Source organism: uncultured Serinicoccus sp., from assembly GCF_947500995.1.
In the GTDB taxonomy this organism is placed as follows: Bacteria; Actinomycetota; Actinomycetes; order Actinomycetales; family Dermatophilaceae; genus Ornithinicoccus.
In genome coordinates this window covers 52,529-67,378 of the sequence record NZ_CANMUA010000003.1, presented here as the reverse complement: position 1 = coordinate 67,378, position 14,850 = coordinate 52,529, and the positions used below count along the sequence as shown (strand labels likewise).

Genomic DNA, 14,850 nt, shown 5'->3' with positions numbered 1-14,850 from the left:
TTCCCAGGAATGAGAGCCTCCATCAGACCCGGGGCGATTCAATATGTAGGTGATCTCTTCGGGTGTGGGCGCGGCAGTGTTGGGCTCGTTGCCGATGCTCGAGGAGGAGCTTGCGATGAGTGATGTGCTGCCGTGCGTGGTCCGGCCTGTCCACCCGGGGCGGGGGTCTTTGGGTGACCCGCGCCTGGATGCCTATCTGGAGTTCGTCGCGGCCAGGGCGCGTCCGAACACGGTGCTGGCGACGTGGTTCGATCTGAAGGTCTTTTTCACGGTGGTGGGCAAGCCGGTCGATGAGGTGCGCGCGGTCGACGTGCTCGGTTTCATCAGCGCGCAACGGGCGGGGTTGGCGAGGCTACCGGACCCGCTGCCGGGTCCGGTGGTCGGGGTGGCTGAGGGCTCGGGTGTCTCGGTGCGCACGATCCGGCGCCGTCTGTCGACGATCAACGGGCTGTACGCGTTCCTGAGGGTGCGCGGCGACGTGGACACCAACCCGGTACCGCGTGGGCTGCCGACCCGTCGGGAGAAGGCGCGCCCGTCCCAGGGCGTGCCGCTGCTGCGTTCTGCCCGGACGCTGCCTCGGATCTTGTCCCCCGGCCAGGTCGATGCCCTGACCGGCGCGCTGCGCACCCACCGGGACCGGGCCATGGTCGCTGCGATGCTGCTCGGTGGGTTGCGACGGTGCGAGGTCCTCGGGTTACGCCTGGTCGACGTGCGTGCCGGGGACCGGCAGCTGTTCGTCGCTGACGGCAAGGGCGGCCACCAACGCCTGGTCCCGGTCTCACCACGGTTCTTCGAGCACGTGGGCGCCTATCTGGACATCGAACGGCCTGCCGACACCGCCTCCGACGCGCTGTTCCTGGTCCTGAAGCGGCCTCACCGGGGTCGCCCGTTGTCGGCCAAGGGCCTGGAACAGGTGCTCGCCTCGGCTCGGGAACGAGCCGGGTTACAGCACGGGTCCTGCCACGAGCTGCGGCACACCTGTCTGACGCGGCTGCGGGAGGCGGGGATGGCCCTGGAAGCCGTGCAGGCCCAGGCCGGGCACGCCTCGATCGAGTCGACCAGGATCTACCTGCACCTGGCTGATGACTGGCTGGCCTCGCAGTACCGGCGGGCGGCCGAGGTGATCGATGCCCAGGTCTACGCCGGGCCCACCGCCGCATCACCGCACCCGCCGGATCCGGACCCGCTGGACCGGGTGCCGGTCGCCGGCTTCAGGAGGCTGCGGTGAGCACCGGCCTTCCGGGACGGTTCTGCCCGCAGCAGCCCGGACGCGGTGGCGGGGCACCGGTGGCCACCTGGGAGCAGGTGGACGCCGACCTGCCGTTCGTGGCCGCCACCATGCGGGCCTACCTGGGCCAGGTCGCCGTCGTGCTGCGTCCGGGCAGCGTGAACAACGCCGACCAGTGCCTGCGTGTCTTCGCGACCTACCTGCTGACCCACCACCGTGAGGTCACCAGGATCCGTGAGGTCGGCCGGGTCCACATCGAGGGGTACAAGCCCTGGCTGGCAGCCCGACCTGGACGCGCAGGCGCGCCCCGCGCCAACGCCGCCACCCTGGCGCACCGGCTCGGCACCCTGCGCATGTTCTTCCTGCGGATCGATGAATGGGGCTGGGACGACGCCCCGCCCCGGGTACCGATGTTCCCCGGCGACGTGCCCAAACAGCGCCACCCGTTGCCCAAGGCCCTGGACGACCAGGCCGCCTCACGTCTGCTGGTCGCGGCCCAGGCCGACCGGCGTCTGCTCGTCGCGCTCACCGTGGAGTTCCTCCTGCGCACCGGGCTACGCGTCGGGGAGTACACCGCCCTGGCCGCTGACGCCGTCGTCCTCATCGGCCAGACCCACTGGTTGCACGTACCGGTCGGCAAGCTGCACGAGGACCGCTACCTACCCCTGCACCCCCGGCTGGTTGAGCTCGTCGCCGCCTACCGGGCCACGCACGTGCCCGAGGGACACCGGCTGTTGCTGCCTCGGGAGAACGGCAAACCCCTGGACCGGCACACCGTCACCCGGTTCATCAACAAAGCCGGCGCCGCCGCCGGCCTGGGCCACATCCACCCACTGCGTCACACCCTGGCCACCCAAGCGATCAACCGCGGCATGTCCCTCGAAGCGATCGCCGCGATGCTGGGCCACAAGTCGATGGACATGACCCTGGTCTACGCCAAGATCGCCAACCGCACCGTCGCCGAGGAGTACTTCACCGTCGCCGCCAAGGTCGACGCGCTCTACGCCCACCCCGCCCAGCTGCCCGCTGACGACCTCGGCCCGAACATGGCCAGACTGCGCCGCGAGCACGCCCGCATGCTTGGCAACGGCTACTGCACCAGACCCCAAGCCATGGACTGCGTCTACGAGACAATCTGCGAGTCCTGCACCTTCTTCCAGACCACCATCGAGTTCCGCCCCACCCTGCTCGCCCAACGCGACGACGCCACCGCCAAGGGCCAGACCCGGCGCACCGCGATCTACGACCAACTCCTCAGCAGCCTCGACAACGACGCCGCCTCTTGACACCCGATACCTACATAATGCCGCAGGTCGTTCCTAGGGTTCGACGAGGGCCAGCCGCTGCTGCGCGTCCCACTCGTAGGTGTCGTCACACCGGTACCCCCTCAGCCAGACCACGTGGTCGACGACGCGCAGATAGAAGCCCTTTGGGTACAGCTCGTCCTCACTGAGCGGTTTCGCGGCGACGTGGATGGCCCCGGTCGGTGCTCGACCCCCAGACAAGACCGAATCGGGTGCGTTTACCTGATGCATGGTAGCCAACCGCAGGAACGGGCCGCTGATGACCGGGCAGAGCTGAAAGCCGTGCTTCCGTGCCGCCTCGAAGACCTGCGACTGGGTACCGCCGGCCGGCAATCCAAGTTGCTGCACGGTCCGCTCGACGAACCGCAGATCCTCACTCTGTGGATCATCGAACACTGGGTTCTCAAGCAGTGTCTCGGCGTGGGCGTTGAGCCGCACGCCACACTCTCGAAGGCGTTGTAGGAGGACGCGCCGCGGCTGTCCGCCAACGCGCACGGTCTGACCCCCGAGCTCTGCGACGTGTGTCATGGGCACCATCCTCGCTGGCTCAACACCTCAGACGTCTCGAAGGATGACGCCGCTGCCAAGCCGGCATGGCAACGACCGGATTGCCGCCAGGAGCATGTCGTGACTGCAAGCCTCTCCCTGTCGTCAGGTTTTCGTTATACGATTTGGCCATGGCACGTGAAACTCAGGTAACGGACGAGCAGATCCAGAAGTGGGCTGACGAGGCCGAGGCTGGCTATGACGTCGAGGCGCTGAAGCGCCGCGGACGGGGTCGTCCCGGGCGCGGGGCCGAACCAACCCAGGTGATCGCCGTGCGGCTCACGGCCGAGGAGATCGCAGCGCTCGACGCGTATGCCGCCCGGGAGCACCTGTCTCGCTCCGAGGCCATCCGACGGGCGCTGGCCGGCTACGCCGCGTGAAGGTCCACCGCAGCGCTCTCAAGCATGGAGTCCTTCCCAAGGATGCGGTTCAGGCTGCGGACCTGTCGTTGTGGGTCGAGCCACTGGAGGAGGATGACTGGCCCCACCGCGAGCTGCGGCTGGGCTTTGACACTCAAGCGAGGTTGCTGGAGACGGTCGTGCTGGTCTTCCCCAGTGGCGAGGAGATGGTGATTCACGCAATGCCGGCCCGCCGTCAGTTCTGGGACCTTCTGCCCTGACAAGCGTACGACTCTGCCGCTGGTTACCCGTGGTGGCGCGTGTGAAGCGGGGGCCTGTGTGCGGGTGGCGTTTCGGGGCGGCATCTTCCCAGGTGGTAGGTCTTTGATCGTGTGTGGGAACCCCGTCCGGGAGGTGGGAGTCCGAAGTGCATCGACGACTGGAGGTGGCCATGGACCATGGCGGGGTTGCTGGACGGGGTGATCGGGTGCGGCGCTCCCTGTGGGGTGTCGTGCTCGCAGTCCTGTCGCTGAGCTTGTCGGGCTGCGCAACCGGCTCGGCCACCGCCCCCGGAGCAGGGGAGGGCGACGCTCGTCAGGGCGACACGGCGACGTGGCAGATCGGCAGCGCACCAGAAGCGACAGAGGATGGCGCCGTGGTCAGTCTCTTGGTCACCCGGTTGGGGTGTGCCGGCGGTGTCACCGGCCCCGTCCTCGACCCCGTGATCGAGGTAGAGCCCGACAGAGTCGTCATCAGCACCCCGGTGGAGGCCCGGTCCGGCGCCGCCAACTGCCTCGGGAACGACACGGTCCCTCTCGAGGTGCGGCTCGGGCCGGACGCCCTGGGTCGGGACTTGGTCGATGCTGCCTGCCTGGACGGCGCCGAGGCCGCTGGGACCGCCGCCTGCACGCCCGGGCCTGCCCGGTGGCACCTGCCGAGCCCAGAACGGGCCGGGCGCATCGACTGGGCGGCCCCCGACACCTACACCTTCCAGGTGACGAGCATGTGCGGGGAACGGGCGTTCCTGGGCACCTTCGAGGTTGACGTCTCCGGTGGCGAGGTCACCGGCATCGAGCCGCTCGGGGACGGGTTCGGCGAGAGCACGATGAGCGAGCTGGTTGTGGACTCGGCGATGACGTTGGGAGACATCGTGGAGGAGGTCAACCGCGGCGGGGTCGCCCGGCGCGTCGCCCTCGATGCCGAGGGCACCCCACGGTACGTCTCTCTCGGGAGGGACCTGGCCCAGTCTGACTCGGCGACCTGCTACTTCATCCACGACTATTCGGCCCGCCCGATCAGCGAATGAGCCAGCAGGGGCGGGCACCGATTTCACGGCCGCGGAAGCCCATGGCGTTGGTAGCCTCACCCTCGTGGCACCGGACCGCACACCCGCGACGAAGGACTCGAGGCGTCCATTGGTCGGGACGTTCGGGCTCATTCTTGCGATCTTCCTCATGTTCGCCAGTTCCCTCCAGTGGCCCCGGATGGCTAGGGGTGATGCCGACTGGCGGGTGTGGTTGGTGGCAGCCTGCTTGCTCGTTCAAGGCGGCACGATGATCTTTGTCTACGGGCGTGAGCGAAAGTCGCGTCGCACCAAGCAAGAAGGGCACACCCTGGAAGAGCCCTCGAGCTGAGGCGCGCCAGCCTCCCTGCAACCCCATCAGGATGGAGGCGTCACGCGACGACTCGACCATCCTGTAGAGCTGTACCCGGGTGTCCTGGAGCACCCACCATCGGGTTTTCAGACGATAGGTTCATCTCCACGACGGGGAGGTAGATGCGCTTGCGTGCGAGCACGGTGATGATCGTCGCCATGGTCATGGCGACGGTGGTGAGCGTTGTCGCCTACTTGCTGGACGGCCATTCGGCCCTTCTCATCCTTGGCTGCGCGCTTCTTGTGGGCTCCGTGGCAGGGCTGATGTCCAGGCAGCAGTTAGGGGCTAAAGGGACTGCTGAAGGGAACAGCCAGCAGACGCACTGACATGCCGCGCCTCGGGCGGTCATAGTTGGAGATGGATGCGCAACGCTTCGTCGACCGCAGCCATGAGGCGGGGCGGCACCCGGCCTACTGCAAGCCCGACCCTTTCGACTGCGACCGAGCGCACCTGCTCCGCCTGGGCCTTGGAGTCCACCCGCAGTCCTGTCTCGTCAGCTGGCAGCAACACCTGGAAGGGGAAGACCCGCTCCACGTTGCTGGTCACGGGCAGGACGGTGACGACTCCACGACCGAGTCGTTGAGCCATGGTGTTCGCCCGGTCATTGCTGACAAGCACCGCGGGACGCCGCTTGTTGGCCTCGCTCCCGCGAACTGGATCCAGATCGACGAGAAGGATCTCACCGCGCAGCATCGGTTAGCCCGTCCGAGGACGCTGATGCCCAGGCGTCCTCGTCCCCCGCGACGGCCCACTCCTCCCAGGCGGCGGCATAGGCCGCCTCCAGCTGCGGGTCTTGTAGGCGGCGGATGGCCTGCTGGACGGCAGCGGACCTCGACTCGAGGCCAGCTTCTTCGACGTATCGGTCGAGGGCCGCGAGGTCTTCCTCGCTCAGACTCACGCTCACCTTCATACATCGATACTACCCGGGTAAGACGATGATTGCTACCTCAGTAGCAGCATCAGGACATGCCGCGGGTCGGGTCGTTTCAAACTGGCATGAGGTGTCCCGAGGAACACTCCTGCGCGAGCGGTTAGTCGCGTGTAGTCGCAGATGCGTTCTGGCAGGCTCCACCCCATGACATGGATGTGTCGACCGGACTCTCAGGTGCCGGATGCAGCGAGGCGACTGCTGGCGAGCGTGCCTGAGTGGTTCGGCCTTCCGGAGGCGAACGTCGACTACATCGAGGCTGCGTGTACGAAGGAGACGTGGACGGTCCGCGATAACGGCGGGACCGTCATCGGTCTCACCCTGGTCGATCGACACTTCCCACACGTAGCTGAGCTTCACCTCATGGTCGTCGACCGCGACCATCACGGTCATGGAGTCGGAACCGCCATGGTTCGGGCCATCGAGCACGACGCGCGCGAGCGAGGCGTTCAGTTGCTCGAGGTGAAGACCTTGGGCGGCTCACACCCGGACCCCGGTTACGCGCGCACCCGTCACTTCTACGAGCGGGCCGGGTTCCTCCCGCTTGAGGAGACGAACCTGTGGGGTCAAGCGAATCCTTGCCTCTTCATGGTCAAGCCCCTCTGACGCCCACGCCTAGCCAGCCCGGAGCCGACCGACCGCTCAGGCGGCCCTACAGGACGCTCGAGCCAGGTCAGCCCACCCGCGACGGTGACGTAGGACGCCTCCGCAACCTGCCCGTATGCCGCCGCTGTCCGCGCGATCAGGCGGGGCGGCCGAGCATCTGGCCCACCCGCTGGGCCGCCAGCCGCCCAGAGGGCAGCACCATCGGGACCCCGACGCCGGGCACCGTCCCGGAACCGGCGAAGACCAGCCCCGGCACCCGACGGTCGATGTTGTTGGGGCGGAACGGCCCCGTCTGCGGGAAGGTGTGCGCCAGCGCGAAGGGGGTGCCGGCCGCCATCCCCTGGTCGTGCCAGTCGGCCGGGGTGACGAGCTCCTCGGTGACGACGTCGGTCGGATAGCCGCTCTCCTGCAGGAAGCCGAGCAGGCGCTCGCGCATCATGTCGCGGGTCGACTGCGCCTCCCAGTCGATGCTGCCGACCTCGAGGTGGGGCACCGGCTCCAGGACGTAGAGGGTGCTGTGACCCTCCGGCGCCGCCTCCTCGTCGTCGAGGGAGTGCATGGTCACGAGCCGCGACGGGTCGCTCATCAGGGTCCCGCGCTTGAGCAGGTCGTCGAACGCCTCGGACCACTGGTGGCCGAAGTGGATGTTGTGGTGCGCCTTCCCGTCCGCCACCCCGCGGACGCCGACGTGCCAGACCACGCAGGAGGGTGAGTAGTTGCCGCCCAGCAGCCCGCTCACCGCGCGCGGGGGGCGCACGTCCGGCAACCACCACCGGTATGCCGTCGGCAGGTCGACGGTGCACACCACCGCGTCGGCCGCGATCCGCTCGCCGTCGTCGGTGGCCACGCCCCGCACCCGGCCCGAGAAGTCCCGGACGAGCTCGGTCACCGACGTCCCGTAGCGGAACTCGGCGCCGGCGTCGGCGGCCGCGCCCGCGAGCGCCTCGGGGACGGCACGCATACCGCCCTTGGGGAAGTAGACCCCCTCGATGGAGTCCATGTAGGTGATGACCGCGTAGATGGACAGCGCCTCGTCCGGGGCCAGCCCGGCATACATCGCCTGGAAGGAGAAGAGCCGGTGCAGCCGCTCGTCACGGAATCGGCGCCGGATCATCGGGCCCAGCCGACCGAACCCGCCCATGGCCAGCAGCTGCGCGGCGGCCCGGGGGTTGGCGAGCAGGTCGGTGGGCCGGTCGAAGTTGCGGTCGATGAACGAGCCCATCTCGGCGAGGTAGAGCCGGCGCAGCCAGATGACGAACTCGTCGAAGGCGGCGGCGTCGAGGCTGCCGCACTCGCGGTGGATCTCGGCGCGCATCGCCTCGTGCCCGTGCCGCACCTCCAGGGTGCTGCCGTCGGCGAAGAACCCGCGGTATGCCGGGTCGAGCAGCTTCAGGTCCAGCCGCTCGGCGAGGCTGGAGCCCGCCGCCCGCAGCGGCCGGTCGATGAGGTCGGGCATGGTGAGCACCGTCGGCCCGGTGTCGAAGGTGAAGCCGTCGCGGGTGAGGCGGCCGGCGCGCCCGCCGGGCACGTCCTCCCGCTCGACCACGGTCACCCGGTGGCCGTCCCCGACCAGGTGGCAGGCGGCGGCGAGCCCGCTCAGCCCCGCCCCGACGACGACGACGTGGCTCATGCGTCCCTCCAGGCGATCGAGGTGGCCTCGTGGCGCAGCCCGGCCAGGCCGACCTCGCTGAGCCGGTCGGTGTCCAGGACGGCCTTGGCCGCCTCGACCTCCTCGCTGATCCTCCGCTCCATCTCCTCGCGCACTCCTGCCTCCTCCAGCGCCTGCCGGAGCACGCGCACGTCGTCGGGCCGCGACTGCGGCGTGGTGATCCGGGTCATCGTCTCCGCCGCGGCCCCGGTGAGCCGCTGCGCTCCCAGCACCCAGATCATGGTGGCCTTGCCCTCACGCAGGTCGTCGTCGCAGGGCTTGCCGGTCACGGCGTCGTCGCCCCACACGCCGAGCACGTCGTCCCGCCAGGCGAAGGCCCGGCCGAGGTGCCAGCCGTAGGAGCTGAGGATCTCCTGCTGCGCGGGGTCGGCCGCCGCGGCCATCGCCCCCAGCTGGAGGGGTCGCTCGATGGTGTAGGCACCCGACTTCAGCGCCGCGACTTCGTGGGCATGGGCCGCGTCCCGACGCCCGGCGGCGGCGCCGGTGAGGTCGGCCCGCTGCCCGGCGATGAGCTCGAGGTTCAGCTCGTACCAGCAGTCGCGCAGCAGGGCCGGCAGCGGCACCACCAGACGGTCGGCCACCGAGTGGGCCAGGTCGCCGAGCAGGATCGCGAGGTTGTCGCCGAACCGGGCCCCGTCGCCGTGCCCGCCCCCTCGGCGGTGCCGGTCGGCCGCCACCACGTGGGCCGCGGGCGCGCCGCGGCGCAGCGGCGACTCGTCCATGACGTCGTCGTGGATGAGCGCGAAGGCATGGAGCATCTCCAGCGCCGCCCCCACCCGGACGACGTGCTCGTGGGCGGGGGTGTCGGCACGGCCACCGGCCGCGACGAAGCCCCAGTGGCACATCCGCGGACGCAGGCGCTTGCCACCGGCCCGCACCACGTCGCGCAACCAGGTCGGCAGGTCGCCCGGGTCCGGGGAGAGCAGGTCGACCGGGCCGGCCGCGGACAATCCCGACCACATCTGCTCGGTCCAGGCGCACTCGCGGTCGATGAGCTCGCCGACCCGGGCCAGGGTGTCCTCGACCTCCGCCTCGGCGAGGTCCTCGCCCGCCGCGGCCCCCGCGAGGGGGAGCCGGCTCCGCTCGGCGTCCAGCAGCAGGATCTGCTCGGCCGCCCACGGGCTGATGAGCGACGGAGTCGCACGCGCCGTGGCGACGAGGTCGTCCCAGTCCACCCAGCGGTGTTCGGCGACCTCCTCCGCGGCGGGGTCGAGCTCACCCGCGACGGTCCCGACGAACACCGGGCAGATCTCGTGCTCGACGATGCCGCTCGCGTCGACCGCGCGGTAGCGGAACTCGGGGAGCGCGACGGAGAGGTGCTCCACGGTGACGCCCAGCTCCTCGCCGAGCCGGCGCCGGACCGCGTCGACGTCGTCCTCGCCGGGGCGGGGGTGGCCGCAGCACGCGTTGGTCCACACGCCCGGCCACGTCTTCTTGGTCAGCGCCCGCCGGGTCAGGAGGACCTGGCCCTGCCCGTCGAAGAGGTAGAGGGAGAACGCCAGGTGCAGCGGGGTGTTCTCGTCGTGCACGGTCAGGCGCTGCGCTGTGCCCACGGGCCGGGCCTGCTCGTCCAGGAGCACCACCTCGTCGTCGGGCTTCTGCTGCACCTGACCTCGTCCGTTCTGGGGCAAGAGCCCTCCTGCAGGGTGACATCTCCGGCGCCAGGATCGGCCCAGGAAGGTCCCACCAAGTCTACGTGCGCCGCGCCCGGGCGCCCACTCGACGGCCGGACGCGGATCGGCCCTCGGGGCAGGCACCGCCGCGGACGTCCCGCCCAGCGCGGGCGTGGAGGACAATCACCTCGTGGAGATCGCCGTCCTGCTGGTGCTGCTCGCGGTCGTGGTCATCGCGGGCGAGGCGCTGTCCGAGCGCCTCGGGGCTCCGGCGCCCCTGCTGCTCACCGTCGTCGGCATCGGGCTGTCCTTCGTGCCGGGGGTGCCGGAGGTCCACCTCTCGCCGGAGATCGTGCTCATCGGCCTGCTGCCCCCGCTGCTCTACACCGCGGCGCTGTCCACCTCGCTCGTGGACCTCAAGGCCAACCTGCGGCCCATCCTGCTGCTGTCGGTGGCAGCCGTGCTCGTGACCATGGTCGCCGTCGCCGGGCTCATGGTCGCGCTGCTGCCGGACATCGGCTGGCCGGTGGCGCTGGCCATCGGGGCGATCGTCGCCCCGCCCGACGCCGTGGCGGCCACCGCCGTCGGTCGCCGCATCGGGCTGCCCCGCCGGGTCGTGTCCGTGCTCGAGGGCGAGTCGCTGCTCAACGACGCCACCGCCCTCGTCGCGCTGCGCACCGCCATCGCCGCCATGGCGGGCGGCGTGACGGCCACCGGCGTGGCCGGAGACTTCCTGCTGGCCGCCGGGGGTGGGGTGCTCGTCGGCCTCGTCCTCTACCGCCTCGTGGCCTGGATCCGGCGTCGTGTGCACGACCCGCTCCTGGACACCGCCGTCTCCTTCGTGACGCCCTTCGCGGCATACCTGCTCGCCGAGACGGTCGGCGCATCGGGGGTCTTCGGCGTCGTCGTCGTCGGCCTGCTGCTGAGCCACCGGTCCCTCACCCTCCAGACGGCCCGCGCCCGGATCGTGGAGACCACCACGTGGAGCACCATCTCCTTCCTGCTGGAGAACGTCGTCTTCCTGCTCATCGGGCTGCAGGCGCGGTGGATCGTCGAGGACCTCTCCGGGTCCGAGCTCCCGCTGGGCACGATCGTCACCGTGTGCGTGGGGACGCTGGTGACGGTGATCGCGGTGCGGATGGCCTGGGTGCACCTCACCCGGCCGCTGCTGGGCAGCCGCCTCGGGGACCGCCGCGAGCCCGCCGGGCTGGCCGAGACGACGCTCATCGGCTGGGCGGGGATGCGGGGGGTGGTCACCCTGGCCGCCGCGTTCATCCTCCCCGTCGACGTGCCCTACCGCGACCTGCTGCTGCTCGTCGCCCTCACCGTCGTCGCGGGCACGCTGCTCCTCCAGGGCCTGACCCTGCCCGCGCTCACCCGGGTGCTACGGGTGCGCGCCCCTGACCCGGCCGACGACGCGCTGGCCCGGGCCACGCTCCTGCAGCAGGCGGCCACCGCGGGGCTGGAGCGGCTGGAGGAGCTCGAGACCGACGAGAGCGCCGAGGTCGCCCGCACCATCCGCCAGCGTCTGGACCAACGCACCTTCGCGGCCTGGGAGCAGCTGTCGACCACCGAGGGGCGGCAGTCGCCCTCCGAGGCCTACGCCGAGCTGCGGCTCGCGATGATCGCGGCGGAGCGCGAGCGCATCCTTCACATCCGGGCCAAGGGCAAGGTGCCGGCGACCGTGGTGCGCCAGGTGCTCGGGATGCTGGACCTCGAGGAGTCGATGATCGACACCTCCAGGGCCGCCCGGCAGGACATCCGGGCGACCGGGGGAACGGGTCGCCACCAGTGCCCCGAGCTCACGGCATACCCCCGGGCCCCGCGGGTGGAGAACCCGGTCTGCGAGGCCTGCGAGCGCGAGGGCTGGGAGGTCGTGGCCCTGCGGCAGTGCCTGGAGTGCGGTCACGTCGGCTGCTGCGACTCCTCGCGGGGGCAGCACGGGAGCGCGCACTTCCACGAGACCGGGCACCCGGTCATGCAGTCGGCCGAGCCCGGCGAGGGCTGGCGGTGGTGCTTCGTGCACCACCTCGCGGACTGAGCAGCCCTCAGACGTCGTAGTCGACGACCACCGGCGCGTGGTCGGAGAGCCGCGTGCCGGCGTGCGCCCGGTCCACCTCGGCGCGCACCGCGCACCGGGCCAGCCCCGGCGTGGCCAGGTGGTAGTCGATGCGCCAGCCGACGTCGAGGGCGTAGGACTGCCCCAGCCAGGACCACCACGAGTAGGGCCCGGCGGTGTCCGGGTGCAGGCGTCGGACGACGTCGACGAGGGTGCGCGCGGAGAGCTGGTCGTCCAGCCACGCGCGCTCCTCGGGCAGGAATCCCTCGGCCTGCTGGCTGCGGCGCCAGGCCGCGACGTCCAGCTGGGTGTGCGCGACGTTGAGGTCACCGGTCAGGAGCAGATCGCGGCCGCGGGCCCGGGCCTCGCGCCGGGCCCGCCTCAGCTGACGGGCGAAGGCGTCGAGGAAGTGCATCTTGCGCTGGTACTTCGCGCCCCCGTCCGGCGCCTCCCGCATCCGGCCGGGCCGCTGCAGGTGGGCCGGCAGACCGCCCTTGGGCAGGTAGAGCGAGGCCACCGTCAGGGGCGCGTCGGCCAGGTCCACCTCGACGTAGCGGCCCTCCGCGGCATACCTCGAGATCCCGCGCGCGAGGGTGGGGGTCTGCGCCGGCACGGTCGAGGTATGCCGTTCTCCCGGCCCCCGCAGCAGCACCTCGGCACCCCAGGTGCGCACCGCCGCCGGTGGCCGCCGGGCGAGGACGGCCACGCCGTTGCGACCGGCGATGGTGCCGGGCTCGTAGACGGCGTGGTAGCCGCCGAAGGCGTCCTCGGGGAGGTCGGCGAGGGTGCAGCGGACCTCCTGCAGGGTCACGACGTCGGCGTCCCGGCCGGCCATCCACTCCCCGAAGCCGCGACGCAGGGTCGCGCGGATGCCGTTGATGTTGACGGTGGCGATGCGGAGCACCCGGCGATGCTACGGACCGCCCTGCGGAGTTGCCGCACGAGGGCGGAGGGCACACTGTGGAGCCATGAGCGAGAACCCGTACGAGGACGAGAGCGGCATCCCCGACTACAGCCCCGAGCAGGAGGCCGAGGCCGAGGTCAACCTGGACGAGCCGAGCTCGACCGCCGACGTGGCCTGGAGCCCGCCGGACCGGCGCCCGGTCAGCTCGGAGTTCGCCGACGACGACGCGAGCGAGGAGACCATCGACCAGCGGATCGCGCAGGAGCTGCCCGAGGAGGGCACCTCCTACGGCCGTCCCGAGCACGGCGGCGAGGACACCGCGCGCGAGCCCGAGCTGCTCGGTGGTGACGACCCGGACGCCATCCCGGCCGACCAGGACATCCTCGGCGGCGACGCCGGTGAGGACGTCGACCAGCCCGAGGCCGGTGCCGGCGACGCGGCCGAGGAGGCCGCCATGCACGTCACCGAGGGTGAGTGGGACAGCACCGACGAGCGCCCCTGACCGCACCGTCACGCCCGCGCCGGCCGTGGTCCGGCGCGGGCGTCGTCGCGGTCAGCAGGTGGCGACGAGCATCGGGACCAGCAGGTCGTTGAGGTCGTAGAGCGCGTCCTGGGCGACCGTCAGGTCGCGTCCGGTCACCCCCAGGGCCAGCTGGCGGGTGCCGTCGCGCGAGCTGAGCGCCAGGCTGAGCGAGCCGAAGCTCGCCCCGTCGTGACCGTGCAGGAACTCGCCCGGTCGGCACGGGTCGGGGATGGCGTAGGTGCCCAGCCCGTAGCCCAGGGGGTTCTCCGAGGACGGCGTCACCATCTGCTCGACCGACTCCTCCGAGACCAGGTCGCCGGACATGAGCGCCCGGGTGAGGTCGTCGAGGTCCTCGACCGTGCTGAGGGCGGACCCGCTGTGCGAGAAGACGTCCGGGTCGAAGCCGTCCAGCCCGATCCAGCCCCGTCCGTCGACGTACATCGCCTCGTGCAGGGCCGGGCCACGCAGCCCCGGCTCGTCGAGCACCCGGGTCTGCCCCATGCCGGCGGGCCTGCGGATGCGCTCGTCCACCAGCGCCTCGACCTGCTCACCGGTGACCTCCTCGAGCAGCATGCCGAGTGCGACGTAGCCGGCGTTGGAGTAGCTGAACTGCGCACCCGGCTCCCCGACCCACGGCGCGGCGTTGACGGCGGCGATGTGCTCGGCGTCGCTGTAGTCGCGGCCGATCGCCGACACGAACGCGTCCCAGTCCTCCGGGTCCGTCCCCGCGTAGGGGGTGATGAGCTCGTAGGTGCCCAACGGCATACCGGAGGTGTGGCTGAGCAGGTGGCGGATCGTCACCTCGGGGTGGTCCGGGAAGAGGCCCGGTATGACGTCGTCCACCCGGGTGTCGAGCGTCCAGGTCCCGGCCTCCACCTCCTGCATGACGAGGGTGGCGACCATCATCTTGGTGTTGCTGGCGACGCGCAGCGGGCTGCGCTCGAGCGCCGGCGCCTGCCCGGCGAGGTCGCGGGTGCCGGCCGCGTCCGACCAGCGCAGCGTGGAGGTCTCGACCGTCGCCGTGACGCCGATGGCGCCGTCGGCGGCCAGCTGGTCGAGGGCGGCGTCGAGGTCGGGGCGGGGGAAGCTGGGCAGCCGGGCGGGGCCGGGCACGTCCAGCGCGGTGGCCGACGGGGACGAGCGCTGCACGGCGACCTGCGTCGCCGCCTGCGCCGCGGCCTCCCGCAGCGCCTCTCGGACGGCTTCCTGGTCGGCGGGGTCGCCGGCCGTGCCGACGGCGCCCACCGGCGCGGGCGGCGGCGCGTCCGGTGCGGCGACGGCGGCCGGGATCGCGGCCAGGCTCAGTGCGAGCGCGGTGGCGGTGGCGGTGGTGCGACGGTGCATGGTCGTGCCCTCCCAGGTGTCGATGACCGATGACCCCAGCCTCGCCCCGCCCCGGGGCCAGCACATCCGCCTGGGGCCTGATATCGGCTCCGCCGCGAGGATGAGACCGCCACGGGGCGGTCGGCCGGGTGGG

16 protein-coding genes are annotated in these 14,850 nt (G+C 71.1%); 9 read left to right on the top strand and 7 right to left on the bottom strand.

Going from position 1 to position 14,850, the window contains the following annotated elements:
* Positions 1-94 precede the first annotated feature (94 nt).
* Complete coding sequence (locus Q0967_RS05510) at positions 95-1,228, top strand: tyrosine-type recombinase/integrase (RefSeq protein WP_299449481.1); 1,134 nt, start codon at positions 95-97, stop codon at positions 1,226-1,228.
* On the top strand, positions 1,225-2,514 hold the full coding sequence (locus Q0967_RS05505) for a tyrosine-type recombinase/integrase (protein ID WP_298751805.1): 1,290 nt from the start codon (positions 1,225-1,227) through the stop codon (positions 2,512-2,514). Before Q0967_RS05510 ends, Q0967_RS05505 begins: the two co-directional genes overlap by 4 nt.
* Before the next feature lie 33 nt (positions 2,515-2,547).
* On the opposite strand, the gene Q0967_RS05500 is transcribed toward Q0967_RS05505, so the two are convergent.
* Positions 2,548-3,060, bottom strand: coding sequence for a hypothetical protein (locus tag Q0967_RS05500; protein ID WP_298751807.1), 513 nt, complete (start codon positions 3,058-3,060; stop codon positions 2,548-2,550).
* A 149-nt stretch (positions 3,061-3,209) separates the two neighbouring features.
* Between Q0967_RS05500 and Q0967_RS05495 the strand changes: the two genes are divergently transcribed.
* The 4 genes from Q0967_RS05495 (at position 3,210) to Q0967_RS05480 (ending at position 5,397) form a co-directional block, all read left to right on the top strand.
* The gene (locus tag Q0967_RS05495; RefSeq protein ID WP_298751809.1) at positions 3,210-3,458 is read left to right on the top strand and encodes a ribbon-helix-helix protein, CopG family; all 249 of its coding nucleotides are present in this window, start codon (positions 3,210-3,212) and stop codon (positions 3,456-3,458) included.
* Positions 3,455-3,697: a toxin gene (locus Q0967_RS05490; protein ID WP_298751811.1), complete on the top strand. Its 243-nt coding sequence runs from the start codon at positions 3,455-3,457 to the stop codon at positions 3,695-3,697. Before Q0967_RS05495 ends, Q0967_RS05490 begins: the two co-directional genes overlap by 4 nt.
* A gap of 374 nt (positions 3,698-4,071) precedes the next feature.
* On the top strand, positions 4,072-4,722 hold the full coding sequence (locus Q0967_RS05485; RefSeq protein WP_298751813.1) for a hypothetical protein: 651 nt from the start codon (positions 4,072-4,074) through the stop codon (positions 4,720-4,722).
* 495 nt (positions 4,723-5,217) lie between these two features.
* Positions 5,218-5,397, top strand: coding sequence for a hypothetical protein (locus Q0967_RS05480; RefSeq protein ID WP_298751815.1), 180 nt, complete (start codon positions 5,218-5,220; stop codon positions 5,395-5,397).
* Between the two features lie 19 nt (positions 5,398-5,416).
* On the opposite strand, the gene Q0967_RS05475 is transcribed toward Q0967_RS05480, so the two are convergent.
* Positions 5,417-5,764 (bottom strand): type II toxin-antitoxin system PemK/MazF family toxin, encoded by a 348-nt coding sequence (locus tag Q0967_RS05475; RefSeq protein WP_298751817.1) that lies wholly within the window; start codon positions 5,762-5,764, stop codon positions 5,417-5,419.
* The gene (locus tag Q0967_RS05470) at positions 5,751-5,969 is read right to left on the bottom strand and encodes a CopG family ribbon-helix-helix protein (protein ID WP_298751819.1); all 219 of its coding nucleotides are present in this window, start codon (positions 5,967-5,969) and stop codon (positions 5,751-5,753) included. Before Q0967_RS05470 ends, Q0967_RS05475 begins: the two co-directional genes overlap by 14 nt.
* 240 nt (positions 5,970-6,209) lie before the next feature.
* On the opposite strand from Q0967_RS05470, the gene Q0967_RS05465 reads away from it, so the two are divergent.
* Positions 6,210-6,605, top strand: coding sequence for a GNAT family N-acetyltransferase (locus Q0967_RS05465; protein WP_298751822.1), 396 nt, complete (start codon positions 6,210-6,212; stop codon positions 6,603-6,605).
* 136 nt (positions 6,606-6,741) lie between these two features.
* Here the strand turns inward: Q0967_RS05465 and crtI are convergent, their stop codons facing one another.
* Together crtI and idi are read right to left on the bottom strand one after the other, a co-directional pair.
* Positions 6,742-8,235: a phytoene desaturase family protein gene (gene crtI / locus Q0967_RS05460; protein ID WP_298751825.1), complete on the bottom strand. Its 1,494-nt coding sequence runs from the start codon at positions 8,233-8,235 to the stop codon at positions 6,742-6,744.
* Positions 8,232-9,881, bottom strand: a complete 1,650-nt coding sequence (gene idi, locus Q0967_RS05455; protein WP_298751827.1) for an isopentenyl-diphosphate Delta-isomerase — start codon at positions 9,879-9,881, stop codon at positions 8,232-8,234. The genes crtI and idi overlap by 4 nt, the downstream gene beginning before the upstream one ends.
* A gap of 196 nt (positions 9,882-10,077) precedes the next feature.
* Here idi and Q0967_RS05450 point away from each other — a divergent pair, with 196 nt between their 5' ends.
* Entirely contained in the window at positions 10,078-11,928 is a 1,851-nt protein-coding gene (locus Q0967_RS05450) for a Na+/H+ antiporter (RefSeq protein ID WP_298751829.1), read from the top strand.
* Positions 11,929-11,935: 7 nt separating this feature from the next.
* Here Q0967_RS05450 and Q0967_RS05445 read toward each other — a convergent pair whose 3' ends face one another.
* Positions 11,936-12,850 carry an exodeoxyribonuclease III gene (locus tag Q0967_RS05445; protein WP_298751831.1) on the bottom strand — a complete coding sequence of 305 codons (915 nt, stop codon included), beginning with the start codon at positions 12,848-12,850 and terminating at the stop codon, positions 11,936-11,938.
* A 64-nt stretch (positions 12,851-12,914) separates the two neighbouring features.
* On the opposite strand from Q0967_RS05445, the gene Q0967_RS05440 reads away from it, so the two are divergent.
* Complete coding sequence (locus Q0967_RS05440) at positions 12,915-13,352, top strand: hypothetical protein (protein ID WP_298751833.1); 438 nt, start codon at positions 12,915-12,917, stop codon at positions 13,350-13,352.
* 51 nt (positions 13,353-13,403) lie between these two features.
* Here the strand turns inward: Q0967_RS05440 and Q0967_RS05435 are convergent, their stop codons facing one another.
* Positions 13,404-14,717, bottom strand: coding sequence for a serine hydrolase (locus tag Q0967_RS05435; protein ID WP_299449473.1), 1,314 nt, complete (start codon positions 14,715-14,717; stop codon positions 13,404-13,406).
* Between the last annotated feature and the right edge of the window lie 133 nt (positions 14,718-14,850).

Bases quoted from the DNA above. Each gene is read 5' to 3' on its own strand.
- Q0967_RS05510 (WP_299449481.1), top strand. From the start codon at position 95: ATGCTCGAGGAGGAGCTTGCGATGAGTGATGTGCTGCCGTGCGTGGTC.
- Q0967_RS05500 (WP_298751807.1), bottom strand. From the start codon at position 3,060: ATGACACACGTCGCAGAGCTCGGGGGTCAGACCGTGCGCGTTGGCGGA.
- Q0967_RS05495 (WP_298751809.1), top strand. From the start codon at position 3,210: ATGGCACGTGAAACTCAGGTAACGGACGAGCAGATCCAGAAGTGGGCT.
- Q0967_RS05480 (WP_298751815.1), top strand. From the start codon at position 5,218: ATGATCGTCGCCATGGTCATGGCGACGGTGGTGAGCGTTGTCGCCTAC.
- Q0967_RS05475 (WP_298751817.1), bottom strand. From the start codon at position 5,764: ATGCTGCGCGGTGAGATCCTTCTCGTCGATCTGGATCCAGTTCGCGGG.
- crtI (WP_298751825.1), bottom strand. From the start codon at position 8,235: ATGAGCCACGTCGTCGTCGTCGGGGCGGGGCTGAGCGGGCTCGCCGCC.
- Q0967_RS05440 (WP_298751833.1), top strand. From the start codon at position 12,915: ATGAGCGAGAACCCGTACGAGGACGAGAGCGGCATCCCCGACTACAGC.
- Q0967_RS05435 (WP_299449473.1), bottom strand. From the start codon at position 14,717: ATGCACCGTCGCACCACCGCCACCGCCACCGCGCTCGCACTGAGCCTG.